Here is a 25,192-nt window from a genome sequence, read left to right on the forward strand (position 1 = left end):
TCCTAGTCCGGGCGGCCGATGCTTGTATAGGCAAACCCGTGTTTGGTGACCTCGCCGGCCTGATAGATATTGCGGAGATCGACGAGGATCGGCGTGTTCATCAGGGCCTTCAGGCGGAGAAGATTAAGCGCGCGGAACTCGTTCCATTCGGTGACGATCACCAGCGCATCCGCACCTTCGGCGGCCTTATAGGGATTGTCGGCATAGGCGATGCCGTCGATCACCTTCGTAGCGTTTTCCATGCCTTCGGGATCATAGCCGGTGACGATGGCCCCAGCGTCGGTCAGCGCCTGGATGACGGCGATGGCCGGACTGTCGCGCATGTCGTCGGTGTTCGGCTTGAAGGTGAGGCCAAGCACTGCGACCTTCTTGCCGCGCACGTCGCCGCCGGCAGCCGCAATCACCTTGCGGCCCATGGCGCGCTTGCGGTTGTCGTTGACGGATACCACGGTCTCGATCAGGCGCACCGGGCTGTCATGGTCCTGCGCTGTTTTGACCAGCGCCAGCGTGTCCTTGGGAAAACACGAGCCGCCATAGCCAGGACCGGCATGCAGGAACTTACCGCCGATACGGCCGTCGAGACCAATACCGCGTGCAACCTCCTGCACATTGGCGCCGACCTTTTCGCACAGGTCCGCCATCTCGTTGATGAAGGTGATCTTCATCGCCAGAAACGCATTGCCGGCATATTTGATCAGCTCGGAGGTGCGCCGGGTGGTGAACAGTAGCGGCGACTGATTGAGATAGAGCGGCCGGTAGACCTCGGTCATCACGCCCCGGGCGCGCTCGTCATCAAGGCCGATAACGATGCGGTCAGGCCGCTTGAAATCGTCGATGGCAGCACCCTCGCGCAGGAATTCCGGATTGGACACCACGGCAATATCGGCATCCGGATTGGTCTCGCGCATGATCCGCTCGACCTCGTCGCCGGTGCCGACCGGAACGGTGGACTTGGTGACAACGACAGTAAAGCCGGTCACATGCGCGGCGATCTCGCGGGCGGCATCATAGACATAGGAGAGGTCCGCATGGCCATCGCCGCGCCGCGATGGCGTGCCCACCGCAATGAAGATCACATCGCTCTGCGCAACGCTGGTTGCCAGATCGGTGGTAAAACTCAGCCGCCCGTCCTTGACATTGTCGGCCACCAGCTGCTCAAGACCCGGCTCGAAGATCGGGATGCGGCCGGCCAGCAGCGCTTCGATCTTGCTGGCGTCCTTGTCGATGCAGACAACGTCATGACCGAAATCGGCAAAACACACGCCCGAGACCAGTCCGACATATCCTGCACCGATCATCGTGATTTTCATGGCAAACTCCAAAAACACATCGCACGGCGCATAACGGCCCAGCCTCGGATGCGCATATAGCCGCATCCTTAGTCAAACATACTCATGTTGCCAATGCCGGATATGCCAGGCCAGCCTGCGACTGCACTTGCCAGCCGGACACTGATGGTTAGATTGCCGCCGGAAGAGGCAAGGCAGGCGGGAGAACAGCAGACATGGCGGAGATATTTCGCTGGCACAACGAGCCGGCTATCTGGAGCGGAGATGCCGGGCAGCTTTCTCTGAAAACCGACGCGAAAACCGATTTCTGGCAGGAAACCTTCTACGGCTTCCACCGGGACAGCGGCCACGCCTATCTTCGTCCTGTCTCCGGCGATTTTACAGGATCTGCGACAATCATCGGGGCTTACGAAACCCTCTACGATCAGGCCGGTCTCATGCTGCGCCTCAATGAGCGCAACTGGATCAAATGCGGCATAGAATATACGGACGGAATGATGCATTTCAGCGTGGTGGTCACACGCGGCGTGTCGGACTGGTCGGTCATTCCGCTACCCGACATGGCCCCATCAGCACAGCTTTTCGTGCGGTTGACGCGCCATGACGCGGCCGTGCGCGTTCAGTTCCGGTTGAGCGGGGACGCGCCCTGGCAGATGGCGCGGCTCTGCCCGTTCTTCAGGGGCGATGCCGCATTCGGGGTCACGGCATGCTCGCCGGAACGCGGCGGGTTTGAGGCGACGTTCAGCGGCATCGCCGTCGGCCCGCCGATCAGCCGCGCCCTGCACGATGCGGACCACGGCTAAATCTCAATCGAGAACCGTCATTGAAAAATCGGCACCGCCACGCAGCGTGTTGCTGACCGTACAGATTTCTTCTTCGGCGGCGTGAGCGATCGCATTCCGGGCTTCCGCCGGAAAGTCTCCCCGGATTGTCAAAACCGCATTGAACTTCACCACGCGCGACAGGCCTTCGGTGGACTTTTCGCCGCTGACATCGGCGCGGATTTCGCTCACCCGGTCGAGCAGGCCCATCTGGCTCGCAGCGATCCGGGCGCTCATGGCAAGACAGGCTGAAAGCGAAGCGTAGAGAAGGTCGATCGGGTTGAAGCCGGCCTGCGAGGGACCGTTCACGATCTGGATTTCACCGCCCGTCGCGGATGTGACCTGAGGAAACCCGTGCCGGCCAAGAACAGCGATTGCGCCGGTTGGTCTGGTTTTTGTCGCTAATTCCGCCATTTTGCTCTCCTGAAGTCACATGCAGTACATTTGATAGGCAATTTTTCAGTGTTGGAAGCTATTTGAGCCTTCATGACCAATAAAACCTGACGGAATCATTAGTCGGATTTTATGGAAATTTGTGTCCGCAAATAGCGGAACATCCGCAAGAGTTTTTCCGGCCATCACACGATAAGAGGCGTTCGTGCTTCGCCCGGGGCATCCGATTTTGCGATAACCATACCACACCGGGGCAAACGCCTCATCTGACAGGACGGGACTGACAATGACCAAAAAGACGATCTTTCACACACTCTCGCGCCGCGCGGCCCTGACCGCTCTTGCCGTTTCCGCCGCTGCGATCGCTGGCTTTGCCGCGCCGTCCGCAAGCTTTGCCCAGGACAAGTCGATCAAGGTCGGCATCATCAGCGGCGAGGACGAAGACGTCTGGCGCGTTGTCACCACGGAGGCCGCAAAGCAGGGCCTGACCATCGAAACCGTTGTCTTCAACGATTATACCCAGCCGAACGAGGCACTGGAGCGCGGCGAAGTCGATGCCAACGCCTTCCAGCATCAGCCCTATTTGGACAACCAGATCCAGCAGCACGGCTATCATATCGTCAATGTCGGCTATACCGGCGTCTGGCCGATCGGCCTCTACACCAAGAAGTTCAAGACCATCGCCGAACTGCCAGAAGGTGCCGTGATCGGCGTGCCGAATGATCCGTCGAACGAAGGCCGTGCGCTGCGCGTGTTGCAGAACGAAGGCATCATCAAGCTGAAGGACGGCACCGGCATCCTGGCGACGATCGCCGATATCGTTGAAAATCCGAAGAAGGTCGAAATCAAGGAACTCGACGCTGGCGTCGTTGGTCGCGCGATCGAAGACCTCGATGCCGCCGTCGTCAACACCGATTGGGCTCTGAAGAGCGGCCTGTCTGCGGACGACCGCGTCGCCCAGGAGCCGGTTGATAACAACCCCTACCGCAACTTCATCGCCGTCAAGACCGGCACGGAGAACGAAGCCTGGGTAAAGACATTGGTCTCCGCCTATCAGAACGACGCCGTCAAGGCTGAATTCGACAAGGTCTACAAGGGTACCGGCATCAGCGCCTATTGATCCACTTTCGTACCTTTGAGCGAAGGGGTACGCTAAACCGGGCGGTTCTGGCATTCGTTTGCCAGGGCCGCCTTGGGCGTTTTGTAGAGATGCGCAAAACAAACGCCGAAAACACAACGAAGGACAAAGTATGAATTCTGTTGTTTCCGATCCTGCGGCTGCGGGCCGATCGCAGGCGGGTGAGGTCGTCCGGCTGGTGGATGTCAAGCGCCGCTTCGGCACGACACCCGCTCTCGACGGTGTGTCGCTGACGGTGCGCAAAGGCGAAATTCTCGGCATTATCGGCCGAAGCGGCGCCGGCAAATCGACGCTGATTCGGTGCCTGAACGGGCTGGAGCAGGCCGATAGCGGTGAAATCCATATCGAAGGCCGCAATATCACCGGTTTGAGCGAAAAGGAACTGCAGCCGCTGCGCCGCCGCATCGGCATGATCTTCCAGCACTTCAATCTTCTGTCGGCGAAAACCGTCGAGGAAAACGTGGCGCTGCCTTTGAAGATCGAAGGCCTGGGCAGGGCCGAGCGCCTGAAGCGCGCTGCCGAACTGCTGGATCTCGTCGGCCTGTCCGACAAGGCGAAGGCCTACCCGTCGTCGCTGTCCGGCGGCCAGAAGCAGCGCGTCGGCATCGCCCGCGCCCTTGCCGCGCGTCCGGCCCTTTTGCTGTCGGACGAGGCAACCTCGGCGCTCGACCCGGAAACGACCCGCTCGATCCTGGCGCTGTTGAAGGACATCAACCGCAAACTCGGCCTGACCATCCTCTTGATCACCCACGAAATGGAAGTGGTGCGCAGCGTCGCCGATCGCGTTGCGGTCATCGATGCCGGCCGTATCGTCGAAGAAGGCCAGGTCTGGTCGGTCTTTGCCAATCCGCAGGCGCCGATCACGCAGAGCCTGCTGAGCGGCATCCGGCCGCAACTGCCTGACGCGATTGCCGCGCGGCTGTCGCCGGTGGGCGGAGCCGAGCAGATTTTCAGCGTCGATATGGCCGGCCCTGCCGCCCAAGGTGCGCTGTTTGCCGATCTGTCGCAGGCCCTGCCGCAGGCCTTCCGCCTCGTTCACGGCGGTATCGATCATATTCAGGACCAGCCGGTGGCGCGGTTCTTCATAGCCGTTCCCACACGCGACGCCGCACTGCCGGAACAGGTCCAGAATTTTCTAAAGGCTCGCGGTGCGCGGGTGGAGGTGCTTGGTTATGACGCCAATCATGCTTGAACTGCTTTTTCGCTCTCTCTGGGAAACCATCCTGATGACCGGCGCCTCCGGCATCATCTCGCTGGTTGCCGGCCTGCCGCTCGGTCTGGCGCTCGTCGCCACCGCCCGAGGCGGTATTGCCGAAAAACCGTGGCTCAACAGCGTGCTGGGTGCCATCGTCAACGGTTTCCGCTCGGTGCCGTTCATCATTCTGCTCGTCGCGCTGATCCCGCTGACGCGGCTGATCGTCGGCACGGCGCTTGGCACCTGGGCTGCCATCGTGCCGCTGGCCATTGCCGCCACGCCCTATTATGCCCGCATCGCCGAAGTGTCGTTGCGTGAGGTGGATCGCGGCCTGATCGACGCGGTGCGCGCCATGGGCGGCAACCGCTGGACGATCATCCGCGAAGTGCTTGTGCCGGAAGCACTGCCGGGCATTGTTGCCGGTTTCACCGTCACCCTGGTGACCCTGGTCGGCGCTTCCGCCATGGCCGGCGCCATCGGTGCCGGTGGTCTTGGCGATCTTGCGATCCGCTATGGCTACCAGCGTTTCGAAACGACAGTGATGATCGCCGTCGTCATCGTGCTGATCGTTCTGGTCTGCGGCATCCAGTGGCTGGGCGATCGCCTCGTCGCCAGGCTGGATCATAAATAGCCGGCTACGTTCTTATGTGCCTGAAAACGGCGGCGGGATGGGAGGCGGTCAGCCTTCCATTCTCGCCGCCGAACAGTTTCTGCCGCAACGGCCCCGCGGCATAGTCAGCTTTGAACAGCCCGCGCTCCTGCAGCACCGGCACGACCAGGTCAACGAAATCCGCAAGGCTCTCCGGCGCCACGGTGCGCGCAAGGTTGAAGCCGTCGATACCAGCCTCCTCGATCCACATCTGCAGATGATCGGCAATCTGCTCCGGTGAGCCGACAACCGGCTTCATCCGGCTGCCCAGCACCATCTGCTCGGTGATCTGCCGCACGGTTACCGGCTTTGCCGCCTGTTTGGTGATCGCCGCCAGCGCCGATTGGTTGGCATTGGTGGTCAGCTGTTCGATCGGCTCGTCCAGTCCGTATTGGGAAAGATCGATGCCGATAGAGCTGGAATAATGGGCAAGCGAGGCCTCGACGCTGGAATACTGGCGATAATCCTCCAGCTTGTCGCGCGCTTCCTTTTCTGTCCGACCGACGACGACGGTCAACAGATTGAGAATGCGCAAGGGATCGCTGCCGCGCCCGAATTCCCCGGCCTTCTGCCGCAATCCCTCCACGATCGGCCTTGCGGCTTGCGGCGTGGCACTGGCGATGAACACGCATTCGGCATGTTTTCCGGCAAAATCCTGGCCTCTTGCCGAAGCGCCGGCCTGAAACAGAAGCGGCGTCCGCTGCGGCGAAGGTTCGCTCAGATGAATGCCCTTCATCTTGTGGTAGTGCCCGTCATGGCTGACGGTGCGCACTTTGGAGGGATCGGCAAATATCCGGCCCGTCCTGTCGCGCAGCACCGCGTCGTCGTCCCAGCTGCCTTCCCAGAGCTTGTAGAGCACCTCAAGATACTCTTCCGCCGCATCGTAGCGGGCATCATGGTCCGGCTGCCGTTCCAATCCCATGCTGCGCGCGGCGCTGTCGAGATAGCCGGTAACGATATTCCAGCCGATCCGCCCTTTGGTCAGGTGATCCAGCGTCGACATGCGCCGCGCCAAGAGAAAGGGCGGCTCGTAGGTCGTATTGACGGTGACGCCGAAGCCAAGATGCTTTGTGACATGCGCCATGGCCGAAATCGGGATCAGCGGATCGTTGACCGGAATTTGCGCTGCAGCCTCGATCGTCGGGGCAGGGCTTGCCTTGTAGACATCGTAGACCCCGACAATATCGGCGAGGAACAGCCCGTCCAGCTTGCCGCGCTCGGCCGTTATGGCCAGATCCGTCCAATAGTCGAGATCGGTATAGCGCACCGATTGGTCGCGCGGATGTGTCCAAAGGCCATGATTGATGTGGCCGACACAGTTCATGTCGAAGGCGTAAATCTGCATTGTCTTCATCCGGCTATTCCCTGTCTTTCGGTGGTGTTTTTCCCTGTTTCATACCATCCCGGCGAAAACACCCAAGTCTTTCGTGAATTTAGATTCGCATTACGAAAGCATAGCGAATCCGGGAATTTTTTATCTCTATAAATTCTATGAATTTTACAATGATCGTTCATCATTCCATCGGAGCCTCCGGTGCGGAATGCCATTGAACCATTGCCGGGAGAGGGACATGACAATCAACCGACGCCGCCTTCTGGGAACCGCCACCCTGGCCGTTCTCGCTTTCACGACACACAGTAATTTTTCCTACGCCGCCGACGTCAACGTCAATATCGGTTACCAGCCGATTGTCGAGCCGTCGCGCGTGCCGCAGGCCGATGGCACATATGAAAAGGTCACCGGCGCAAAGATCAACTGGCAGAAATTCGACAGCGGTGCCGATGTGATCACCGCCGTCGCTTCCGGCTCGCTCGATATCGGCTATGTCGGCTCCTCGCCGCTCGCTGCCGCCGCCAGCCGCGAAATCCCGATCGAGACGATCTTCGTCGTCGGCTTGATCTCGGAAGCCGAGGCGCTCGCCGTCAAGGGCATCGACAAGCCTGAGGATCTCGCCGGCAAGAAGATCGCCACGCCCTTCGTCTCCACCGCCCATTACAGCCTGCTGACGGCGCTGAAGCACTGGAAGGTCGATCCGAAATCCGTCGAAATCCTCAACCTGCGGCCTCCGGAAATCGCAGCCGCCTGGGAACGCGGCGACATCGATGGCGCTTACGTCTGGGATCCGGTCCTGTCGGAGCTGAAGAAAACCGGTAGCGTGCTGGCAACGTCGGCAGATGTCGCCAAATGGGGCGGCCCGACCTTCGATGCCTGGATCGTCAGCAAGAAATTTGCCGAAGAACATCCCGACGTCGTTACCGGCTTCGTTCAGGTGACCGGCAAGGCCTATGCCGACTACCGCGCCAATCCGGACAGCTGGAACGCAGCGTCGCCGGAAGCGGAAAAAATCGCCAAGCTCACCGGCGCAAAGGTTGAGGAAGTGCCGGCTCTGCTGAAGGGTTATCACTTCCCGACGCTGGAAGAGCAGGCCGGTGCCGATCTGCTCGGTGGCGGCACGGCAAAGGCGGTTGCGGAAACATCCGCCTTCCTTTTGGAGCAGGGCAAGATCCCGGCGGTTCTTCCGGACTACGCGCCTTACGCTTCGTCGCGCTGGGTCGTCGAAGCCGCCAAGGCTGGCCTTTAACAAACAGGCGCTGGAATCACATGCGATTCCAGCGCCGCAAACCATCGGTGTGATCATGAGCGTGCTGTCGCTGCAATCCGTATCCCTGGCATTTCCGGCCGATCGCGATATCAGCCGGACACGGCTGGTGCTGGATAGCGTTACGCTGCACTTGGCATCCGATGAATTCATCGTCGTCATCGGCCGCTCCGGCTCCGGCAAGACCAGCCTGCTCAATCTTGCGGCCGGATTTCTCAAGCCCACATCCGGCCGCGTGTCGGTGGATGGTGCTGATATCCCCGGGCCTGCCGCCGATCGTGCCGTCGTCTTCCAGGACGATGCGCTCTACCCCTGGCTGAACGCCCGCGACAATGTCGCCTTTCCGCTGAAACTCAAGGGCATTGCCAAGGGCGAGCGCCGCCTGCGGGCAGATGACCTGCTCGCCAAGGTCGGCCTCGACAATGCCGGGGCTAAGAACATCTGGGAATTGTCGGGCGGCATGCGCCAGCGCGTCGGCATCGCCCGGGCGCTGGCCTCCGAGCCGCGCTTTCTGCTGCTCGACGAGCCGCTCGGCGCGCTCGATGCGCTGACCCGCACCCGTCTGCAGCAGTTCCTGCTCAAGGTCTGGTCAGACAGCAAGACCGGCGCGCTTTTGATCACCCACAGTATCGAGGAGGCGATGTTGCTCGCCACCCGCGTCATTGTGCTGGCGCCCAATCCCGGCCGGATCATCGCCGATATACCGGCAAGCTTCGGCAGGCAGTTGCTCGGTGGACAATCCCTGCAGGATATCAAGGACTCGCCGGAATACCGGCGCCTTCACGATGGCCTGAACGGCCTCATTCATGCAGATAGCGAGGAGCAAGCGGCATGAGCATCGATATCGGCGCCATGGCCCCCGTCAGCCCAACAGCCCCTGCCGATGTGACCACCGGGGCGCCAAAGCCAAGGCGCAGCCTGGGAACTCTGCCGGTCTCTTTGGCAACCATTGCTGCCATCATCGCGGCCTGGAGCCTTGCTTCCGCCTATGGCCTCGTCTCGCCGCTCTTCCTGCCGTCGCCTCTGGTCGTCGTGAAGGCAATCTGTTCCGTCGCGGTCAATGGCTTTGTCGATTCGACGCTTGCCGAGCATACGTTCGCCAGCCTGCTGCGGATTTTCGCAGCCCTGGCCGCCGCCCTCGTCATCGGTATTCCGGCCGGCCTTGCCATCGGCACCAGCCGCGTCGGCAAGGGCATTCTCGATCCGATCGTTGAATTCCTGCGGCCGCTGCCGCCGCTGGCCTATCTGCCGCTGATCATCATCTGGATCGGTATCGGCGAGGCGTCGAAGATTACCGTCATTTCGCTCGCCATGCTGCCGCCGGTCATCCTGTCCACCGCCGCCGGTGTCAAATCCGCACCGTCCGATTTCATCAATGCCGCCCGGTCGTTCGGCGCATCGCGCCTGCAGATCCTCCTGCAGGTGATCCTGCCCAGCGCCATTCCGTCGATCCTGACCGGAACCCGCATCGCGCTCGGTGCAGGCTGGTCCACACTGGTGGCAGCCGAACTGGTGGCAGCAAGTCAGGGGCTCGGGTTCATGATCCAGTCGGCAGCACAATTCCTCGTCACCGACATCGTCATTGCCGGTATTATCGTGATTGCCGCGATCGCGTTTCTGTTCGAAATCCTGGCGCGCCTTTTGGAACGCTGGTTCGTGCCTTGGGCGGCACACCGGTAGTGCAGCCCTATCGCGGCTCGACCGTCTGGCTGAGATAGGTCGGGTCGAACTGCGCCAGCTCCTGCAGGCGCGGCCAGTCGAGGATGGTGATCATCTGGCCGATCCAGGTCAGAAGCTCGGCCTTGCGCAAGATCTGCAGCGTCTTGTTGAGATGCACGAGCGATATGCCAAGCACATCGGCGAGCTCCACCTGCGTCAGCGGAAAATGAAAATTATAGCCGCTGGTGCGCCCGACGACCTGCAGCCGCATGAACAATTCGCAGACCAGATGCGCAAGATGCGATTTTTTCGAGCGCCGCCCCATCGCCACGATCCACTCGCGATGGATGGCGCCGTCCACCAGCGTATCCAGCCAAAGCAGGCGGCTGAGATGCGGCTGCGTCTCGGTGATGGCCTTGAGGTCGCCATGCTCGACGAAGGCCACATGGCATTGCGACATCGCAACGATGCCGTGGTCCATGGTCTTCAGCAGGAATGCATGCAGATCGACAAAGTCGCCGGCAATGTGCAGGGCGGTGATCTGGCGCGTGCCATCGGCCAGGAATTTGTAGCGTGCCGCAAAGCCGTCGATCAGCAGCGTGCTATACCCCGGCCGCGATCCCTCGACCACGATCTCCTCGTCGACCTTGAAGCGCCGGTCGCGCCAAATCAGCTCTCTGAGCAGCGACACCTCGTGCGGTGACACCACGTCATGGCTTTGAAGGTTGAGAAGGAGCGAATCGATCAATTTGCGGCATGCCATGTGATGGATGGGCTCTCCACCTATCCCACAAACGGCCGGGGCTCATTTAACATTGACACATAAATGACGAATCCTGTTGATTTCAGGAACTATTTTCGTCCCGGTGAATTCCTGACCGTTCATGGGGATGCAAATATGATGAGCCGATACTTTTTCGATCTGCACAATGGTGACGGCGCAACCCGCGACGAACAGGGGTTGGAATTGTCAACACGCGCAAGCGTCACAAGGGAGGTCACCCGAATTCTGCTGGATGTCGTCCAGGACGAGATCGGCGATCAGCCAAACGGTGCGGTCTCCGTCGTGGTTCGCGATGACAAGGGCAGGGCCATTTCAATGGCCAACCTGACATTCAGCAACGCTTGGTTTGAAGACAAGCTTGTCGAGTAGCCCTGCGAGCATCTTGATAGCTATCCGTGGGCAACGCCGAACTGCCTATACCATCGCCCGGCTGAGACCGCCGTCGATCGGCAGCGCTACGCCGGTGATGTAACCGGCCTGCCGGCTAGCGAGAAAAGCCGCTGCCGCCCCGAACTCGGCCGGAGTGCCATAGCGCCCGACCGGAATATCCGACTTGCTGCGTGCTGCAACCGTCTCGATGCTCAATCCTTCGCTCTCCGCATCCATCCGGTCAAAGCTCAGCGTCCTGTCCGTCGCCAGCCGCCCCGGCAGGAGCATGTTGACCGTCACGCCCTCGGCTGCCACTTCGCCCGCCAGCGTCTTCAGCCAGCCGGCAACGGCGCTGCGCAGCGCGTTGGAGGCGGTCAGGCCTGCAATCGGCTCGCGGATGCTGGTGGAGGCCACGGCCATGATGCGCCCAAAACCGTTTTGTCGCATCGCGGGCAGCAAACGCTCAGTGATGCGCATGCCGGCCAGCACCATCGTATCGAATTGCGCACGCCAGAACGCCGGATCGATCTGCGCCGCCAGGCTCGGCGGCGGCCCGCCACCGTTCAAAACGAGAATATCGATATCTCCGAAATCGGCGCGGAGCCGGTCCAGAAACGGATCGATAGAATCAGGATTGCTCAGATCAAGCGCTAGCCCGCAAGCCGAGTGCCCAATCGCTCTCGCACTCGCCTCCGACCTCTCCTGATCCCGCCCCGTCAAGGCAACAACAACCCCCTCCGCCGCCAACGTCTCAGCAATCCCCCGCCCCAGCCCCTTGCTGCCGCCGAGAACCAGTGCCCGCTTGCCGTTGATGCCGAGATCCATGATGTGCTCCTTTGCTCAAGCGCCCGTTGGAGCCTGCTCAAAAATAGTAGTCAAGCGAGATGACGGCTTGTTTGAGGGTTGGGCGCTTCAAAAGACAAGCGTAAGCGATGGGGTATCATTTGCGAGGTTCTAACTAGAGACCGTAGAATAGACCGCCGGTACCGGTCCCCTTGCGACGGGCTTCCGCTGTCCGCTCCTCGAAAACTTCCTGCCAAATGCGGTAGGTCGATGCCACCATGGCCTCCAGTTCGCCAAGCGAATAGAGCTTAACACCTTCGTCGCTAAATAAACGGACAACCCGGCTATCATCGTTATCGGTGAAGCGGATAATTCCAAGATTTACGCTGGCAAAATCCTCATCCGCCGCGCGGATACGCTCATGCATCATTGAGAAGACGAACCGCCGCCCAAGCTCTGTAAGACCCTTTGTCCTGCGCGGGTCTATAAAGACCGCGTAGGGTTTCGCCTCAATCGCAAGGATCATAGGAAGCCAGAAGGATACCTTACGACCCGCGCCCATCGGCATTGCAAAGAACTCATGTCGTCTGCCCATAATGCTGCAAGATGTTGCGTAGTCGTGCAGAGCTTTGGCAATCTGAAGGTTATTTTTCAGCTCGTCGCCTGCCTTGCAAGCCCGTGTCAGTTGGTCTCTAATCTTGTCCCACGGTGCTGGCTCCAGCGGACCGAACATCCCTAGCTCAACGTTGAATACTTCGCCAAAGCATGACCGGACAGGCTTGTAAGAGAATGTGGAAAATCCACCCTTCATTTGCTTTAACGCCGAACGCTTTAACTCGTCTGACATTGGAGCAATTCGCGCCAAATCAGTGTCAGGTAAAAGGGGTATCGTCACTTGGCTCTCCAGACAACGGCTTTAGACCTACGGAGACCTTATGGAATCGGAATCGGTCTATAACAATACTATCCGGGATTCTTAGACCGAACGCAACTTCTGTTCTTGATTTGTCTACAACGTACGACCATGGCGAGTCCTTGGCGTGCGAGAGATCTACCAGTCGGCCGGCAGGCATTCGCCCGTATGAGTTCAAAACCTGCTGAATCAATCCAATCAATCGAGTGTCAGACGGTGTTTTCATTTCCCGAGGCGCACCCGTCATAGGGTCTTGCGCCGAAGCCCGAAAAGAAATCATGGTTGAGCCAGCTTCCCTGAATGCACGATAGACAGAGGGATGAACCGGACCATATTGCCAAGCCTCAAAATAACCTGACACGAGCGGCAACTTTGTTTGTACGAGGTAAATACCGTGTGCAAAGTAAAGCAACTTTTGGAGAACGAGGTTACTGAGTCTAATGCCAAGCCTATCTGCTTCATCTAGCATCAGATTGGCGACAGCCCTTGGGTCGTATCCAGCGCTCATGGCATGAAGCTTCTTGTTTCCGGTCCTGATTTCATTGTGCAGTACCGATTCTTGCCCGGCGCGAATCGAAAAGCTACCCCTTAGAGCATTAATTGGTTACGGGTACTTATTGTGGGTACTTTCTTGGGTACCTATGCAAATATGGGACAGTTTATCTAACTAAATTTATTTCGGAATTCTTTAATCCCAAGAAAATTTGGTGGAGCTAAGCGGGATCGAACCGCTGACCTCTTGCATGCCATGCAAGCGCTCTCCCAGCTGAGCTATAGCCCCATTTTGGGTCCGGCTAGGCCGGTTCCGGGAAGGCCGTCCGAACTGTTTGTCCGGTCGGTTGGCGGCTTCATACTTCTGCTTTTTGAAGATGGCAAGCCGAAAAAGACAAAGGGCCAAGTTTTTATTGTGTGAGCCCGGAGCCTTGCGTCCGCAAGGGAATGAAAACCCCGCGCGGACGCCAATTCTTTGAATCTTGAGAGGTTTAGACCTCGTCGTCGTCGTCCGAGACGCCGATCAGGTCGGACAGGCCGTCCTCGTCGTCTTCGTCGGCTTCGAGGAATGTGTCGTCGTCATCGCCTTCGATTTCGACGTCGTCATCGCCCAGATCCGGAATGTCGTCGCCGCCGGCTGCTTCGCTGTCGGCATCCTCCAGCGAGACCAGTTCAACTTCGGGGTTCTCGGTATCGACTTCCTGAACCTCGTCCTCTTCAGCGGCCTTTTCCATTACCTTGGCAACGGATGTTTCCTCGAAGAAGGAGAGCGGATAGGATTTTCCGGTATAGGGAGAAACGATCGGATCCTTGTTCAGGTCGTAGAATTTACGGCCCGTTTCCGGATCGACGCGTTTGGTTCCAAGTTCCGCTTTTGCCACGGTCAAAGCCTCTTGAATGGCCGGGATTACCGGCATTTGCCGGAATACCGGCGTTGAACATGAAATGAATTAGCCGGTCCCCATAATCGTCTTGGCCGCGTCTGTCAAAGATTAACTTGCCCAAGTGCCCGCTGCGCTTTTCTTTGGCAGGGAGGATGACCATTCTGCAACTTGGTGTTACGCAGCATTCAAAGTCGCGGATAGCGGGCGGGGTATTTCGCAAAAACGCTTGCCGTGGAGAACGATACTGTGAGATTCCAGGGGGGCCGGGCGGCGCGCCAGGACGACCACATCCATTTTCAGGTAGGACAATGACTTTCATCATCGCCATCGACGGACCTGCGGCTGCGGGCAAGGGCACCTTGTCGCGCCGGATCGCCGAGGAATATGGCTTCCATCATCTCGATACCGGCCTGACCTATCGCGCCACGGCCAAGGCGCTGCTGGATGCCAGCCTGCCCCTGGACGACGAGAGGGTTGCTGAGCAGATGGCCCGCGATGTCGAGCTCTCCGGGCTCGATCGCGGCGTGCTGGCGGCCCATTCGATCGGCGAGGCCGCCTCCAAGATCGCAGTCATGCCGCTGGTGCGCCAGGCGCTTGTCGAGACGCAGCGCGCCTTTTCGCGTCGCGAGCCGGGCACGGTGCTGGATGGCCGCGATATCGGCACTGTCGTCTGCCCGCAGGCGCCGGTGAAACTTTATGTGACGGCGTCGGCCGAAGTGCGGGCGCGCCGCCGGTTCGACGAGATCGTCGGGAACGGCACTCCTGCCGATTTTCTCGAGATCCTGGCCGATATCGTCAAGCGTGACGAACGCGATATGGGACGGGCTGATAGCCCGCTTCGCCCGGCGTCCGATGCGCACTTGCTAGATACGTCCGAAATGAGTATAGAGGCCGCATTCTTGACGGCGAAGACGTTTGTCGATGCCGCATGGAAGCATTCAGCAGGTTCGGAAAACTGAACCACGGTTTTCCGGTCACGCCTGCGCCAAAAGAAGTTCGAACCACCATCCCCGCGCCGGATTTGCTCCTTCATGATTGGAGCGGATGGTTTTTGGACCTGTCAACGCTAACCCCCGGCGCCTGTGCCCCATGAAGGCACATCAGGAGTATTCATGTCTCAAGCTAACCCCACCCGCGACGATTTTGCCGCGTTGCTGCAGGAATCCTTTGCCACCCAGGATCTTGCCGAAGGCTACGTCACCAAGGGTATTGTAACGGCCATCGAGAAGGACGTCGCGATCGTTGACGTCGGCCTCAAGGTCGAAGGCCGCATCGCTCTGAAGGAATTCGGCGCGAAGGCCAAGGACGGCACGCTGAAGGTCGGCGATGAAGTCGAAGTTTACGTCGAGCGCATCGAAAATGCGATGGGCGAAGCCGTTCTGTCGCGCGAGAAGGCTCGCCGCGAAGAGAGCTGGGTCCGCCTCGAAGTCAAGTTCGAAGCCGGCGAACGCGTCGAAGGCGTCATCTTCAACCAGGTCAAGGGTGGTTTCACCGTCGATCTGGATGGTGCCGTTGCCTTCCTGCCGCGCTCCCAGGTCGATATCCGTCCGATCCGCGACGTTACCCCGCTGATGCACAACCCGCAGCCCTTCGAAATCCTCAAGATGGACAAGCGCCGCGGCAACATCGTTGTTTCGCGCCGTACGGTTCTGGAAGAATCGCGTGCTGAACAGCGTTCGGAAATCGTCCAGAACCTCGAAGAAGGCCAGGTTGTTGACGGCGTCGTCAAGAACATCACCGATTACGGTGCGTTCGTTGATCTCGGCGGCATTGACGGCCTGCTGCACGTCACCGACATGGCATGGCGCCGCGTCAACCATCCGTCGGAAATCCTGAACATCGGCCAGCAGGTCAAGGTTCAGATCATCCGCATCAACCAGGAAACCCACCGCATCTCGCTCGGCATGAAGCAGCTCGAGTCGGATCCTTGGGATGGTATCGGTGCCAAGTACCCGGTCGGCAAGAAGATCTCCGGTACCGTCACCAACATCACCGATTACGGTGCGTTCGTAGAGCTGGAGCCGGGCATCGAAGGCCTGATCCACATCTCCGAAATGTCCTGGACCAAGAAGAACGTACATCCCGGCAAGATCCTGTCCACGACGCAGGAAGTCGACGTTGTCGTTCTCGAAGTCGATCCGACCAAGCGCCGCATCTCGCTCGGCCTCAAGCAGACGCTTGAGAACCCGTGGCAGGCATTCGCGCACAGCCATCCGGCTGGCACGGAAGTTGAAGGCGAAGTCAAGAACAAGACCGAATTCGGCCTGTTCATTGGCCTCGACGGCGACGTTGACGGCATGGTGCATCTCTCCGACCTCGACTGGAACCGTCCGGGCGAACAGGTCATCGAAGAGTTCAACAAGGGCGACATGGTCAAGGCCGTCGTTCTGGATGTGGACGTCGAAAAGGAACGCATCTCGCTCGGCATCAAGCAGCTCGGCAAGGACGCAGTCGGCGACGCTGCTGCTTCCGGCGACCTGCGCAAGAACGCCGTTGTTTCGTGCGAAGTGCTCGCCGTCAACGACGGTGGCATCGAAGTGAAGCTCGTCAACCACGAAGACCTCACCTCGTTCATCCGCCGTGCCGATCTGTCGCGTGACCGCGACGAACAGCGTCCGGAGCGTTTCTCCGTTGGTCAGGTTGTCGACGCTCGCGTCACCAACTTCTCCAAGAAGGACCGCAAGGTCATGCTGTCGATCAAGGCACTGGAAATCGCTGAAGAGAAGGAAGCCGTCGCACAGTTCGGTTCGTCCGACTCGGGCGCTTCGCTCGGCGACATCCTGGGCGCAGCCCTGAAGAACCGCGGCGGCGAATAAGCCTCTGCAGTCTGAATAAAGAAGCCCGCGGAAAGCAATTTCCGCGGGCTTTTTCATGGCCTGGTCCAAAGGCTGGAGCAGCGCGTAGCCGCTCAGCCATAGCCGCCCATGCGGCGGTAGAGGTCATAGGCGTCAGCCGCCTCGTCGTCCGCGTCCTCAGTGATCGCCTGCGGCGCAGCCCCGGTCTGGTCTTCCGGCTCGCCTTGCTCTTCGCTGTGTTCGCCTTCATCCCCGCTGTCTTGCCCGGAAAAGGCGGGCTGCTCCTCATCCTCGGTCTCCACGGTCCGAGACGCCTGCGTCTTTGCCGGCAGGTAAGGGATCATCGCGAAGGGGATTGCATCTCTGACGAGCCCGGCATCGGGCAGCCGCATGGCCTGGGCTTCCCGCGCACTTTCGTCCATAGCAGCAGAGTGTAGTGGCACCTGGCGGCCTGCCGCTTTCTCCTCAGGTCCACCGAGCACTGCGCTCCAAGCCTCGGATTCCAGCGCAAGCGGCTCGGTCTGATCGCCTGTATCGCCTGTCAGCACAGATGTGTCCGGCAGCACCCCGTCGATGTCAGCGGCGTCCAGTTGCGCAAACAGGATTTCGGCACCCATATCCGCTGTGTCGCCTGCCATAAGGGCAAACAGAGTCCCGGTTTTGTCCGGCGCGGCGCCGGGCAGCGGCAGGCTGGCTTCCACCAGCGCTTTCAGCGTCTGCGCAAGGCTCTTTCCCGTGTGGTCCATCTCGGTTTCGGAATAAGACGACGGCATCTCATCGGCACTGACAATGGATGGATCCTGGAGATCGATCTCCCGCTCGCCGGGATCACGAACCGTGACGCCATCGGCCTCGGTTCTCTCACCTTCAGCGGCAGAACTTGCGGGTGGCACTGCCCGATCGGCTGTGTCCGGCCGGGCTTGCGCAGTGCCGAATTCATCACCCTCGGTCTGCGCCTGCGCTCCCGCCGCACCGGAAGAGCGCTCCGGCTGCGTGGACATTTCCTCCGATTCCGCAAAGTCGAGCCCCAGGTCTTCCACCAGTTCCGCCTTCAATTGATCATCTATGCCGGATGTGATCGTGGCGACTTGGGAAAGAGCCTCCGGATCATCAGCTAGAAAGGCGGCAGCGGCGCGCAGCAGCGGGATCGTGTCGGAATTCGCCTTGGCCGGTTGTTGCGGCTGCCCGCCGGTGGCGGCCGTGCCGTTTCCGCTTGCCGTCTGGCCCTTCGGCGGGGATTGCTCCGTGCGCACAGCTGTTGCCGCGCTGTCCCCGTCGATGCTCTCTTCAAAGGCAATGATGGCCGACGCCCTATCGTCACCACCAAACGCCTTTTTCAGCGCGGCCTGCAGCAGGCCGGGGTCAGCAATATGAGCCGGATTCGGCACAATCATCTGCGGGATGTTGACCGGTGCCGGACGGCCCGGCACTATCTGCGCCTGGCCCTGCTGCACGGTTGCAGCCGGCAATGGTCTGCCTTCCGGCAGCGTGCTGCCGGCGCGGGGAATCGCCGGCATTACCACCGGCCTGTCGAGCGGGCGCGGCATATCACTGAGCGAGGGCATCTTCAGCACTTCGGCGAGAATCTTGATGGAGATCGCCAGATTGTGCTGCCCCAGCTGCTTTTCCAGCGCCACCCGCGTTGCCGGAGGCAGCGTTTCCAGAAAGACGGCGAGCCGCTTGGTGAAATCGCGCAATGTCTCCTGCGGCAAAGGGGGAAATTTCAGGATCTTCGCCAGCGTGTCGAGCAGGCGGATCAGGGCGTCCTTCGGCAAGGGCTCGGTTCCCAGCAGATGCCGGTTCAAGGTCTCAAGGATTTTCAAAACCGCTTCCGACTGGGTTCCGGAGATCCGGCCAGGGATGGCGACGATCGGCGCGCGCTCCCGCGAAGGGGCGGCTTCGACGGCTGATGCTCCTTGTGCCGCCGGAATCGGCGCCTTGACTGAGAGAATGGGCATCAGCATCGCAATCTCCGTCCTGTTCGCGTGGCGGCTTTGCAGCCATATCTGTCCCGGCGGGCAGCCTAAAGGCCGGATGTCACCAGGCATTGTCGAGGGATGATGGCGCTTCATGCGCATGCCCGGCGGCGCTTTCACGGGCCGTACTGGACTGCGGCTGCGGCGTGCAACCAAAGTTGCCGGGCTTTGTATATCCCCATCTTAAGGTGGAATGATTGACAGAATATTAACCATGACGCGGGCCGGTTGCCGCGACTGGCAGGCCGCCCGTTGGCCCTTGCCGCCTCCTTGCGGCTCGCGTACATCTTGGCCCTGCGCCGCCGCAGTTCGCGGCGCTGCTTGGAATTGCTTTCGGGGGAATGCGATGAACCTGACCAACCTGATCCTCAACACCGACAGCTACAAGTTCAGCCATTTCCTGCAATATCCGTCCGGCACGAAAGGTATCTGCGCCTATATTGAGACGCGCGGGCATCCGGATCAGGCCGACGTCGTGTTCTTCGGCCTGCAGATGTTCCTGAAGGAATATCTCAGCAAGCCGGTGACATCGGCCGATGTCGATGAGGCCGAAGCAATTGTCGTCGCCCATGGCCTGCCGTTCAATCGCGCCGGCTGGATGCGCATCGTCGATCATTTCGGCGGCTACCTGCCGCTCGAGATCCAGGCTCTGCCGGAGGGAACGCTTTTGCGCCGTGGCGTGCCGATGGTGCAGGTCCTCAATACCGATCCGGAGAGCTTCTGGCTCACCTCCTATATCGAAACCGCACTCCTGCGCGCCGTCTGGTATCCGTCCTCGGTCGCCAGCAATGCCCGCAAGATCAAGCAGATCATCCGGCCGGTTCTGGAAAAAACCTGCGACGATCCGGAAGCAGCCCTGCCGTTCCGCCTGCACGATTTTGGCGCCCGTGGCGTCGGCGCTCTCGAACAGGCCGGTCTTGGCGGAGCAGCCCATCTCGTCAATTTCATGGGCACGGATACCGTCACCGGCGTTCTCTATGCGCGGCGTTACTATGGCGCCGAAATGGCCGGGTTCTCGATCCCCGCCTCCGAACATTCGACCATGACCGCCTGGGGCGTGGAGCGGGAAGCGGAAGCCTATTCCAACATGATCGATCGCTTTGCCGGCGGCGGCATGTTCGCCGTCGTGTCGGATAGCTACGACATCAATTACGCCGTCTCGGAAATCTGGGGCGAGCAGCTGCGCGAAAAGGTGAGGGCAAGCGGCGGTACGGTGGTCATCCGGCCCGATAGCGGCGATCCCATCGAGACGCCGGTGCATGTCATCAAGCAGCTCGACTATCATTTCGGCTCGTCGCTGAATGGCAAGGGTTACAAGGTGCTCGACAAATCCGTCCGGGTGATCCAGGGCGACGGCATTTCCACCGCCGATATCAGCCAGATTCTTGGCCGGCTGGAAGCCTTCGGCTTTTCGGCGGAAAATATCGCCTTCGGCATGGGCGGCGCGCTGTTGCAGAAGGTCAATCGCGATACCTATTCCTTCGCCATGAAAACCAATGCGCGGCTCGACGAGACCGGCACATGGCATGACGTTTTCAAGCGCCCAGCCACCATGAACGTCAAGGCCTCGAAGGCGGGACGCCAAGCCGTCGTCAAAGGGCTTGGCGGACTTGAGGCTGTACGGCTCGATGAGCTCAAGGACCGCCAGAATCATCTTGAGACGGTCTGGAAGAACGGCGATCTGCTGCGGGATTGGCATTTTGAGGAAATCCGCGCCCGCGCGAAATAGGATAAAATAGGATATTGCCTGGGCGGCGATCCCGCCCCATCTTTGGCTCTGGTCTATCGTGGAGCCTGCAAGATGACGGTTCGTCCGCCGCAATCGCTGTCGCCATCCTTGAGCCGGGATACCGGCCTTAACCTGCTCGAATACGAGCTGATGTCGGAACGGGCCGATGCGCTTGGCCGCCATGAATTGAAGGTGGAAAAAGCGATTACCGCCTTGAGCGTGCTGAGCGATCCCGCAACCATGCCGGAGCGGCGCGAGCAATTGCTGGATGATGCCGCAGATGTCGTCTGGGCCTTCTTCATCCAGCGCGAAATCTGCGGCCTGCGCTCAAACCGAGATGCCGTCCAGCGCTATTGTATCCCGAAAGAAGTGATGGCGCGGCTTGGCATCGTCAGGCGCAAAACCTGATCAGGCAGCCCGCGTCGCTTCGGCCTGGCGCTTCAGAATTTCGTAAATGCCGTTTTCGTCCAGGCTGACCGGCAGGATGCCGCTTGCCTGCCCGTCCTCGCCCCCTGGCGTCCCGGCATCTCCGGGCCCCGCGCGGGCGAGCGTAACGGCCGCTTCTGCCTCGTCCTTGGCCTCGTCGGACGTTTCCGTCGATCCGGCCTCCGGGCTGGCCGCGTCGGCCTTGCCAGCCGCGCTATTGCTGGCAGCGGCGCTTTCCGCCTCGTCTTGAATTTCCGCCATTTCGGCGCCGGCGGCCAAAGTCAAAAGCAGGTCGCCGGATGTGACAACGTCTGCAACTGGCTTGCCGTCAACGGTCGGCGTGCCGGTGTTTCCGGGAGCATTGAGGAGCGCGTCGTTGACCTTTTCGATCGTCTCTTGAACGTCCTTGACGGCCTCCAGCTTTTCGCCGGCTTCCAGCTTGCGAATGTCCTCTTCGCGCTCTTGCCGCGTTTCTGCGGTCTCGACGCGGGTCGGGTCCGGCTGCTGCGTTCGCGCCAGCTTCAATTCTTCGATGGATCTCGGATCGGCGATATCTTCCAGCCGCTGGATCGCGATCTGGGCATCCTGCGCCGAGGTGCCGTTTGAGCGGGCGTCATCGTCAAGAACTTCCTGGATGATTTTCGCCTGGGTTCCAGAGGGGCGCTTGATCGCATCCACCATCTGGGCGGCCGTGATGCCGAGATCGCGCAGGCCGGTCTTGGTTTCCAGCTCCTCGATGCTGGCAGGCATCGATTTACGCGCACTCGCCATCGTCTCGCCGATGCGCTTGCTGTAAACTATGTCCTCTTCGCCCTCGTTCTGCGTCAAGCCATATTGGGTCACGAAGCGCGCGGCCATCTTGGCCATGTCGGTCGCCTCATCGGCGGTACCGTTCAGGACGGCATCGATGTCATCGACGGAGACGCGGAAACGGGCAAGCGTGATTTCCTGTGCGCCGCCGGGAATGGGCGAAACGATGGGAAGATTGGCTTCCTTCTTGCCGATCATCTGAACCAGCGTCAGCGAATCCTCGACACGGGTGCCGAAATCCAGATCGGTCTCATCCTTGCCGCGCTCCACCCCCAAAACGCTCAAAAAGCGCGAGATCAGCTGCGCCATCGGATTGTCGTCGCTCTTTAAGGCGCCGAAGAAATGGGCATTGACCTTGTCGTTCAGCGCCGCATGGCTCTTGCTGGCGGAAATGCGCGCCTTGAGGATGTCGTCCTCTTTGGTGTCCTTGCGCGCTTTCTTTTCGTCTTCGATACGCTTTTCGTCCGCCTGGTCGATCATCGACTGCATCAGCGTGGTGGAAACGGTTCCGGCACTCGCCTGGAGGGGGGTGATCATGGCTGCTCCGCGCGATCTGCAACGTGGGATACCGCAGACAGTAAAGGGCAACCTTTAATGCTTGATTAACCTCGTTTGGCGATCGCGCAATTCCGCGGCATCAGCTATGCGCGAAAATGTCCGTTTCGTCCCAACCCAGAAGGTCGAGCTTGGAGCGGGTCGGCAGGAAGGCAAAGCAGGCGTCGGCATGTTCGGCGCGGCCATCACGGATCAGCCGCGCGGTCAGCTTGTCGCGCAGCGCATGCAGATAAAGCACGTCGGACGCAGCATATTCGAGCTGCGCCTGCGAGAGTTTATCGGCGGCCCAGTCGGACGACTGCTGATGCTTGGAAATGTCGACCTCAAGCATTTCCTTCAGATTGTCTTTGAGCCCATGCCGGTCGGTATAGGTGCGTGTCAGCCGCGAGGCGATCTTGGTGCAGAACACCGGCGCCGCCGTGACCCCAAAGGTTTGAAACAGCACGGCAATGTCGAAACGGCCGAAATGGAAAATCTTCTGCCGGGCCGGGTCTTCCAGCATGGCGGTGAGGTTGGGTGCCTGTGTCTGGCCCTTGGCGATCCGGATTACGTCGGCGGTGCCGTCGCCCGGCGAAAGCTGCACGAGGCAGAGCCGGTCGCGGCGCGGAATAAGGCCGAGCGTTTCGGTGTCGATGGCAATCGCCCCCTTGTAGCGGGCGGCGTCTTCAACTGAAATGTCGCCTTCGTGAAGCCGTATTGTATTTGCCATGGAAAACCCCACATCAGCCGGCAAAATGCCGCGCTCTCGTTCAAGTCGTTGGGCTATAGCGCAAGTTCACCGGAAACGATACCGTCTCCTTGACGCCCGGGGGAGAGTGGTGACCCTGTCGGGCAGGCTTGGAGCTTGAGATGTTGATCCCGAAGGCTGTTCTTTTTTCCATGGCTTTGATCGTGTCCGTACATCCTGCCGCAGCAGGCTCGGTGTCTCCCGAACCCCTGCAGTTTGCCCAGGTTTTCAGTGATCTTCCGGGCGTGACGACGCAGGAGCAGGCTGAAGATGCCAAGCGCCTGAAATGCGAGCAGGTGCTGGTCAAGCGCCACATCACGAGCCTCGACCCGGTCTATGATACCGTCAATTCCTGCCGCCGCGGCGACGGCCCTGCCTTCCGGTCGATGCGCCTTCCCCCGTCGATTGAACGCCAGCTGCGCGGCTTCAATTACTGAGTGCCCGACTATCGATGGGCTGACTATGGATAGGGCAACCGGGCGCCTTGCAAATCGCAATATGATCAATACAACGTTTTGGCATGAGGAGTGCCGGGCTTTCTGCCCGGCCCGGGAGACGACATCATGCCTGAAACGCAACGGCCGCTCGCCATCTGCGCACCGGAACCGCGCACGCTGGATCTGATCTTCACCCCGCCTGCGCTGGCGCTTTTGAAGGCAAGATACCGGATCGTCGAGGCGGATCCGGATGATATTGCCGGGCTTGGCGATGCGATCCTGGGCGAAGCGCGCTACATTATCGGCCAGCCGCCGCTCACAGCCGAAACACTGGCGCGCATGCCGAACCTTCGCTGCATTCTCAATGTCGAGAGCAATCTCATCAACAACATGCCCTATGAGATCCTGTTTGCCCGCGGCATCCATGTGGTCACGACAGGACAGGTGTTTGCCGAGCCGGTGGCCGAGATGGGGCTTGCGATGGCGTTGAACATTGCCCGCGGCATCGTCGATGCGGATGTGGATTTTCGCGATGGCCGAGAGCTTTGGGGCGGCGAGGGCAATGCCAGGGCGCGGCTGCTCTCCGGCGCCGATGTCGGCATCATCGGGTTCGGCGATCTCGGCAAGGCGCTGAACCGCGTACTCTCCGGTTTCCGCACCCAGACCCGCGTCTACGATCCCTGGATGCCGGCCTCGATCCTCGTCGATAACGGCGTCGTGCCATCGAGCCTTAAGGATGTGCTGACAAAGAGCGACTTCATCTTCGTCGTGGCGGCCGTTACCAGCGAGAACCAGCATTTCCTCGGCGCCGAAGCCTTTGCCAGCATGCGGCCGGGCGCTGCCTTCATCCTGCTCAGCCGCGCCAATGTCGTCGATTTCGACGCGCTGATGGCGGCGGTCGCCAGCGGGCATATCGTTGCGGCAAGCGATGTCTATCCCGATGAGCCGCTGCCGCTTGCTCATCCCGTCCGCAGCCTCAAGGGTTTCCTGCGCTCCGCCCACCGGGCCGGCGCGCTCGACAGCGCCTTCAAGAAGATGGGCGACATGGTGCTGGAGGACATGGACCTCATGGACCGCAACCTGCCGCCGATGCGCTGCAAACGGGCCGAACGCGAGACGGTGTCGCGCATGCGCTCCAAGCCCGTCAGCGTCAACTGACACTGGCGTCGAGCCGCCACCACAGAGATGTTCACCTGATTGGACCTGCGCAACGCACGAACGGGTCAGCGGTTGCCGTCCCCATCCAGTCTGTCGTTGTCTCCAAGTCGGCGGGCTTCCCTTGAACATATCCGGTCAAAGGCAGTGTAACGCCTTCAGCCGGATGGGAAAATTCGCGTTTGCCGGATTGCTTTTAAGGGAAAGTCTTTGCGGTCCATTCCCCTGCCGGATGAGCCGGCAGCAGCATCCGAGCGATAAACCGCGTTGGTCTACTCACCGCTGACCCGGCGCATCGCCGCCAGGATCGAGCCCTTGGTGCCATGGCCGGTCTTGTAGAGGCCGAGCATGACGGTGGCGACGTCGCGGCCGTCATCGCTGTCCACTTCCGTGCGGGTATGCTCGCACCATTCTTCCAGCGCGCCGCACACCACTTCGATTTCACTCTGATTCAAGGCCATGTCCGATAGAAACGACATCGCTCCACCCTATCGTTCGAAACACACCCATTTCGACCGGTAGCTTATAGCTTTGAGAAACGATGGCAATTGCCAGATCTAGGGGTCCTAAGCCGGAGAACGACCGGCCGGACAGTGCCGTTGCCGATCAGACT

The 25,192-nt window shown here is 60.2% G+C and carries 26 protein-coding genes and 1 tRNA gene; 14 read left to right on the top strand and 13 right to left on the bottom strand.

What is annotated here, in order from left to right; translation table 11 throughout:
* Positions 1–2 precede the first annotated feature (2 nt).
* Positions 3–1,310 carry a UDP-glucose/GDP-mannose dehydrogenase family protein gene (locus ASD32_RS10215; RefSeq protein ID WP_060638151.1) on the bottom strand — a complete coding sequence of 436 codons (1,308 nt, stop codon included), beginning with the start codon at positions 1,308–1,310 and terminating at the stop codon, positions 3–5.
* A 194-nt stretch (positions 1,311–1,504) separates the two neighbouring features.
* On the opposite strand from ASD32_RS10215, the gene ASD32_RS10220 reads away from it, so the two are divergent.
* Complete coding sequence (locus ASD32_RS10220) at positions 1,505–2,092, top strand: DUF1349 domain-containing protein (protein WP_060637924.1); 588 nt, start codon at positions 1,505–1,507, stop codon at positions 2,090–2,092.
* A gap of 3 nt (positions 2,093–2,095) precedes the next feature.
* Here the strand turns inward: ASD32_RS10220 and ASD32_RS10225 are convergent, their stop codons facing one another.
* Entirely contained in the window at positions 2,096–2,524 is a 429-nt protein-coding gene (locus ASD32_RS10225) for an OsmC family protein (protein WP_060637925.1), read from the bottom strand.
* 265 nt (positions 2,525–2,789) lie between these two features.
* On the opposite strand from ASD32_RS10225, the gene ASD32_RS10230 reads away from it, so the two are divergent.
* The 3 genes from ASD32_RS10230 (at position 2,790) to ASD32_RS10240 (ending at position 5,467) form a co-directional block, all read left to right on the top strand.
* A complete protein-coding gene (locus ASD32_RS10230) occupies positions 2,790–3,623 on the top strand; it encodes a MetQ/NlpA family lipoprotein (RefSeq protein WP_060637926.1) in 834 nt (277 codons plus the stop codon).
* A gap of 130 nt (positions 3,624–3,753) precedes the next feature.
* Positions 3,754–4,833 carry a methionine ABC transporter ATP-binding protein gene (locus ASD32_RS10235; protein ID WP_060637927.1) on the top strand — a complete coding sequence of 360 codons (1,080 nt, stop codon included), beginning with the start codon at positions 3,754–3,756 and terminating at the stop codon, positions 4,831–4,833.
* Positions 4,814–5,467 (top strand): methionine ABC transporter permease, encoded by a 654-nt coding sequence (locus tag ASD32_RS10240; RefSeq protein WP_060637928.1) that lies wholly within the window; start codon positions 4,814–4,816, stop codon positions 5,465–5,467. Before ASD32_RS10235 ends, ASD32_RS10240 begins: the two co-directional genes overlap by 20 nt.
* 4 nt (positions 5,468–5,471) lie before the next feature.
* Here the strand turns inward: ASD32_RS10240 and ASD32_RS10245 are convergent, their stop codons facing one another.
* Positions 5,472–6,839: an LLM class flavin-dependent oxidoreductase gene (locus ASD32_RS10245; protein ID WP_060637929.1), complete on the bottom strand. Its 1,368-nt coding sequence runs from the start codon at positions 6,837–6,839 to the stop codon at positions 5,472–5,474.
* 217 nt (positions 6,840–7,056) lie between these two features.
* Here ASD32_RS10245 and tauA point away from each other — a divergent pair, with 217 nt between their 5' ends.
* Genes tauA through ASD32_RS10260 form a run of 3 tightly spaced genes read left to right on the top strand, consistent with a single transcriptional unit; the run spans position 7,057 to position 9,765 of the window.
* Positions 7,057–8,067, top strand: a complete 1,011-nt coding sequence (tauA, locus tag ASD32_RS10250; RefSeq protein WP_060637930.1) for a taurine ABC transporter substrate-binding protein — start codon at positions 7,057–7,059, stop codon at positions 8,065–8,067.
* Between the two features lie 55 nt (positions 8,068–8,122).
* A complete protein-coding gene (locus ASD32_RS10255; RefSeq protein WP_060638152.1) occupies positions 8,123–8,920 on the top strand; it encodes an ABC transporter ATP-binding protein in 798 nt (265 codons plus the stop codon).
* The gene (locus ASD32_RS10260) at positions 8,917–9,765 is read left to right on the top strand and encodes an ABC transporter permease subunit (protein ID WP_060637931.1); all 849 of its coding nucleotides are present in this window, start codon (positions 8,917–8,919) and stop codon (positions 9,763–9,765) included. The genes ASD32_RS10255 and ASD32_RS10260 overlap by 4 nt, the downstream gene beginning before the upstream one ends.
* Before the next feature lie 7 nt (positions 9,766–9,772).
* On the opposite strand, the gene ASD32_RS10265 is transcribed toward ASD32_RS10260, so the two are convergent.
* Positions 9,773–10,492 (bottom strand): Crp/Fnr family transcriptional regulator, encoded by a 720-nt coding sequence (locus ASD32_RS10265; protein ID WP_060638153.1) that lies wholly within the window; start codon positions 10,490–10,492, stop codon positions 9,773–9,775.
* 150 nt (positions 10,493–10,642) lie between these two features.
* On the opposite strand from ASD32_RS10265, the gene ASD32_RS10270 reads away from it, so the two are divergent.
* Entirely contained in the window at positions 10,643–10,897 is a 255-nt protein-coding gene (locus tag ASD32_RS10270) for a hypothetical protein (protein ID WP_348270736.1), read from the top strand.
* A 45-nt stretch (positions 10,898–10,942) separates the two neighbouring features.
* Here the strand turns inward: ASD32_RS10270 and ASD32_RS10275 are convergent, their stop codons facing one another.
* The 5 genes from ASD32_RS10275 to ASD32_RS10290 all read right to left on the bottom strand — a co-directional run bounded on the left by ASD32_RS10275 (position 10,943) and on the right by ASD32_RS10290 (position 13,966).
* Complete coding sequence (locus ASD32_RS10275; protein ID WP_060637932.1) at positions 10,943–11,722, bottom strand: SDR family oxidoreductase; 780 nt, start codon at positions 11,720–11,722, stop codon at positions 10,943–10,945.
* A gap of 133 nt (positions 11,723–11,855) precedes the next feature.
* Positions 11,856–12,575: a hypothetical protein gene (locus ASD32_RS10280; protein ID WP_060637933.1), complete on the bottom strand. Its 720-nt coding sequence runs from the start codon at positions 12,573–12,575 to the stop codon at positions 11,856–11,858.
* A complete protein-coding gene (locus ASD32_RS28955) occupies positions 12,553–13,101 on the bottom strand; it encodes a Panacea domain-containing protein (RefSeq protein WP_082546725.1) in 549 nt (182 codons plus the stop codon). The genes ASD32_RS10280 and ASD32_RS28955 overlap by 23 nt, the downstream gene beginning before the upstream one ends.
* Before the next feature lie 197 nt (positions 13,102–13,298).
* A tRNA-Ala gene (locus tag ASD32_RS10285) sits at positions 13,299–13,374 on the bottom strand.
* A gap of 202 nt (positions 13,375–13,576) precedes the next feature.
* A complete protein-coding gene (locus ASD32_RS10290; protein WP_060638155.1) occupies positions 13,577–13,966 on the bottom strand; it encodes a TIGR02300 family protein in 390 nt (129 codons plus the stop codon).
* A 311-nt stretch (positions 13,967–14,277) separates the two neighbouring features.
* Here ASD32_RS10290 and cmk point away from each other — a divergent pair, with 311 nt between their 5' ends.
* Both cmk and rpsA read left to right on the top strand, forming a co-directional pair.
* Positions 14,278–14,928 carry a (d)CMP kinase gene (cmk, locus tag ASD32_RS10295; RefSeq protein ID WP_060637934.1) on the top strand — a complete coding sequence of 217 codons (651 nt, stop codon included), beginning with the start codon at positions 14,278–14,280 and terminating at the stop codon, positions 14,926–14,928.
* Between the two features lie 153 nt (positions 14,929–15,081).
* On the top strand, positions 15,082–16,785 hold the full coding sequence (rpsA, locus tag ASD32_RS10300) for a 30S ribosomal protein S1 (protein WP_060637935.1): 1,704 nt from the start codon (positions 15,082–15,084) through the stop codon (positions 16,783–16,785).
* 92 nt (positions 16,786–16,877) lie between these two features.
* Here rpsA and ASD32_RS10305 read toward each other — a convergent pair whose 3' ends face one another.
* The gene (locus tag ASD32_RS10305; protein WP_060637936.1) at positions 16,878–18,728 is read right to left on the bottom strand and encodes a hypothetical protein; all 1,851 of its coding nucleotides are present in this window, start codon (positions 18,726–18,728) and stop codon (positions 16,878–16,880) included.
* A 358-nt stretch (positions 18,729–19,086) separates the two neighbouring features.
* Here ASD32_RS10305 and ASD32_RS10310 point away from each other — a divergent pair, with 358 nt between their 5' ends.
* Both ASD32_RS10310 and ASD32_RS10315 read left to right on the top strand, forming a co-directional pair.
* On the top strand, positions 19,087–20,469 hold the full coding sequence (locus tag ASD32_RS10310) for a nicotinate phosphoribosyltransferase (RefSeq protein WP_060637937.1): 1,383 nt from the start codon (positions 19,087–19,089) through the stop codon (positions 20,467–20,469).
* A 72-nt stretch (positions 20,470–20,541) separates the two neighbouring features.
* A complete protein-coding gene (locus ASD32_RS10315; protein ID WP_060637938.1) occupies positions 20,542–20,877 on the top strand; it encodes a DUF6665 family protein in 336 nt (111 codons plus the stop codon).
* On the opposite strand, the gene ASD32_RS10320 is transcribed toward ASD32_RS10315, so the two are convergent.
* Both ASD32_RS10320 and ASD32_RS10325 read right to left on the bottom strand, forming a co-directional pair.
* Entirely contained in the window at positions 20,878–22,242 is a 1,365-nt protein-coding gene (locus ASD32_RS10320) for a hypothetical protein (protein WP_060637939.1), read from the bottom strand.
* A gap of 100 nt (positions 22,243–22,342) precedes the next feature.
* A complete protein-coding gene (locus ASD32_RS10325; protein WP_060637940.1) occupies positions 22,343–22,969 on the bottom strand; it encodes a ribonuclease D in 627 nt (208 codons plus the stop codon).
* A 140-nt stretch (positions 22,970–23,109) separates the two neighbouring features.
* On the opposite strand from ASD32_RS10325, the gene ASD32_RS10330 reads away from it, so the two are divergent.
* Both ASD32_RS10330 and ASD32_RS10335 read left to right on the top strand, forming a co-directional pair.
* Entirely contained in the window at positions 23,110–23,424 is a 315-nt protein-coding gene (locus ASD32_RS10330) for a hypothetical protein (protein WP_060637941.1), read from the top strand.
* Between the two features lie 126 nt (positions 23,425–23,550).
* Positions 23,551–24,582 carry a hydroxyacid dehydrogenase gene (locus ASD32_RS10335; protein ID WP_060637942.1) on the top strand — a complete coding sequence of 344 codons (1,032 nt, stop codon included), beginning with the start codon at positions 23,551–23,553 and terminating at the stop codon, positions 24,580–24,582.
* A gap of 269 nt (positions 24,583–24,851) precedes the next feature.
* Here the strand turns inward: ASD32_RS10335 and ASD32_RS10340 are convergent, their stop codons facing one another.
* Entirely contained in the window at positions 24,852–25,034 is a 183-nt protein-coding gene (locus ASD32_RS10340) for a hypothetical protein (protein ID WP_156383136.1), read from the bottom strand.
* Positions 25,035–25,192: the final 158 nt, after the last annotated feature.

Origin of the sequence: Rhizobium sp. Root483D2 (assembly GCF_001426685.1) — a bacterium.
Classification (GTDB): Bacteria; Pseudomonadota; Alphaproteobacteria; order Rhizobiales; family Rhizobiaceae; genus Pararhizobium; species Pararhizobium qamdonense.

Bases quoted from the DNA above. Each gene is read 5' to 3' on its own strand.
- ASD32_RS10260 (WP_060637931.1), top strand. From the start codon at position 8,917: ATGAGCATCGATATCGGCGCCATGGCCCCCGTCAGCCCAACAGCCCCT.
- rpsA (WP_060637935.1), top strand. From the start codon at position 15,082: ATGTCTCAAGCTAACCCCACCCGCGACGATTTTGCCGCGTTGCTGCAG.
- ASD32_RS10215 (WP_060638151.1), bottom strand. From the start codon at position 1,310: ATGAAAATCACGATGATCGGTGCAGGATATGTCGGACTGGTCTCGGGC.
- ASD32_RS10335 (WP_060637942.1), top strand. From the start codon at position 23,551: ATGCCTGAAACGCAACGGCCGCTCGCCATCTGCGCACCGGAACCGCGC.
- ASD32_RS10315 (WP_060637938.1), top strand. From the start codon at position 20,542: ATGACGGTTCGTCCGCCGCAATCGCTGTCGCCATCCTTGAGCCGGGAT.
- ASD32_RS10310 (WP_060637937.1), top strand. From the start codon at position 19,087: ATGAACCTGACCAACCTGATCCTCAACACCGACAGCTACAAGTTCAGC.
- ASD32_RS10235 (WP_060637927.1), top strand. From the start codon at position 3,754: ATGAATTCTGTTGTTTCCGATCCTGCGGCTGCGGGCCGATCGCAGGCG.
- ASD32_RS10270 (WP_348270736.1), top strand. From the start codon at position 10,643: ATGATGAGCCGATACTTTTTCGATCTGCACAATGGTGACGGCGCAACC.
- ASD32_RS10320 (WP_060637939.1), bottom strand. From the start codon at position 22,242: ATGATCACCCCCCTCCAGGCGAGTGCCGGAACCGTTTCCACCACGCTG.
- ASD32_RS10240 (WP_060637928.1), top strand. From the start codon at position 4,814: ATGACGCCAATCATGCTTGAACTGCTTTTTCGCTCTCTCTGGGAAACC.
- ASD32_RS10255 (WP_060638152.1), top strand. From the start codon at position 8,123: ATGAGCGTGCTGTCGCTGCAATCCGTATCCCTGGCATTTCCGGCCGAT.
- ASD32_RS10245 (WP_060637929.1), bottom strand. From the start codon at position 6,839: ATGAAGACAATGCAGATTTACGCCTTCGACATGAACTGTGTCGGCCAC.
- ASD32_RS10230 (WP_060637926.1), top strand. From the start codon at position 2,790: ATGACCAAAAAGACGATCTTTCACACACTCTCGCGCCGCGCGGCCCTG.
- ASD32_RS10325 (WP_060637940.1), bottom strand. From the start codon at position 22,969: ATGGCAAATACAATACGGCTTCACGAAGGCGACATTTCAGTTGAAGAC.
- ASD32_RS10305 (WP_060637936.1), bottom strand. From the start codon at position 18,728: ATGCTGATGCCCATTCTCTCAGTCAAGGCGCCGATTCCGGCGGCACAA.
- ASD32_RS10330 (WP_060637941.1), top strand. From the start codon at position 23,110: ATGTTGATCCCGAAGGCTGTTCTTTTTTCCATGGCTTTGATCGTGTCC.
- ASD32_RS10225 (WP_060637925.1), bottom strand. From the start codon at position 2,524: ATGGCGGAATTAGCGACAAAAACCAGACCAACCGGCGCAATCGCTGTT.
- ASD32_RS10220 (WP_060637924.1), top strand. From the start codon at position 1,505: ATGGCGGAGATATTTCGCTGGCACAACGAGCCGGCTATCTGGAGCGGA.
- ASD32_RS10275 (WP_060637932.1), bottom strand. From the start codon at position 11,722: ATGGATCTCGGCATCAACGGCAAGCGGGCACTGGTTCTCGGCGGCAGC.
- tauA (WP_060637930.1), top strand. From the start codon at position 7,057: ATGACAATCAACCGACGCCGCCTTCTGGGAACCGCCACCCTGGCCGTT.
- ASD32_RS28955 (WP_082546725.1), bottom strand. From the start codon at position 13,101: ATGAGCGCTGGATACGACCCAAGGGCTGTCGCCAATCTGATGCTAGAT.
- cmk (WP_060637934.1), top strand. From the start codon at position 14,278: ATGACTTTCATCATCGCCATCGACGGACCTGCGGCTGCGGGCAAGGGC.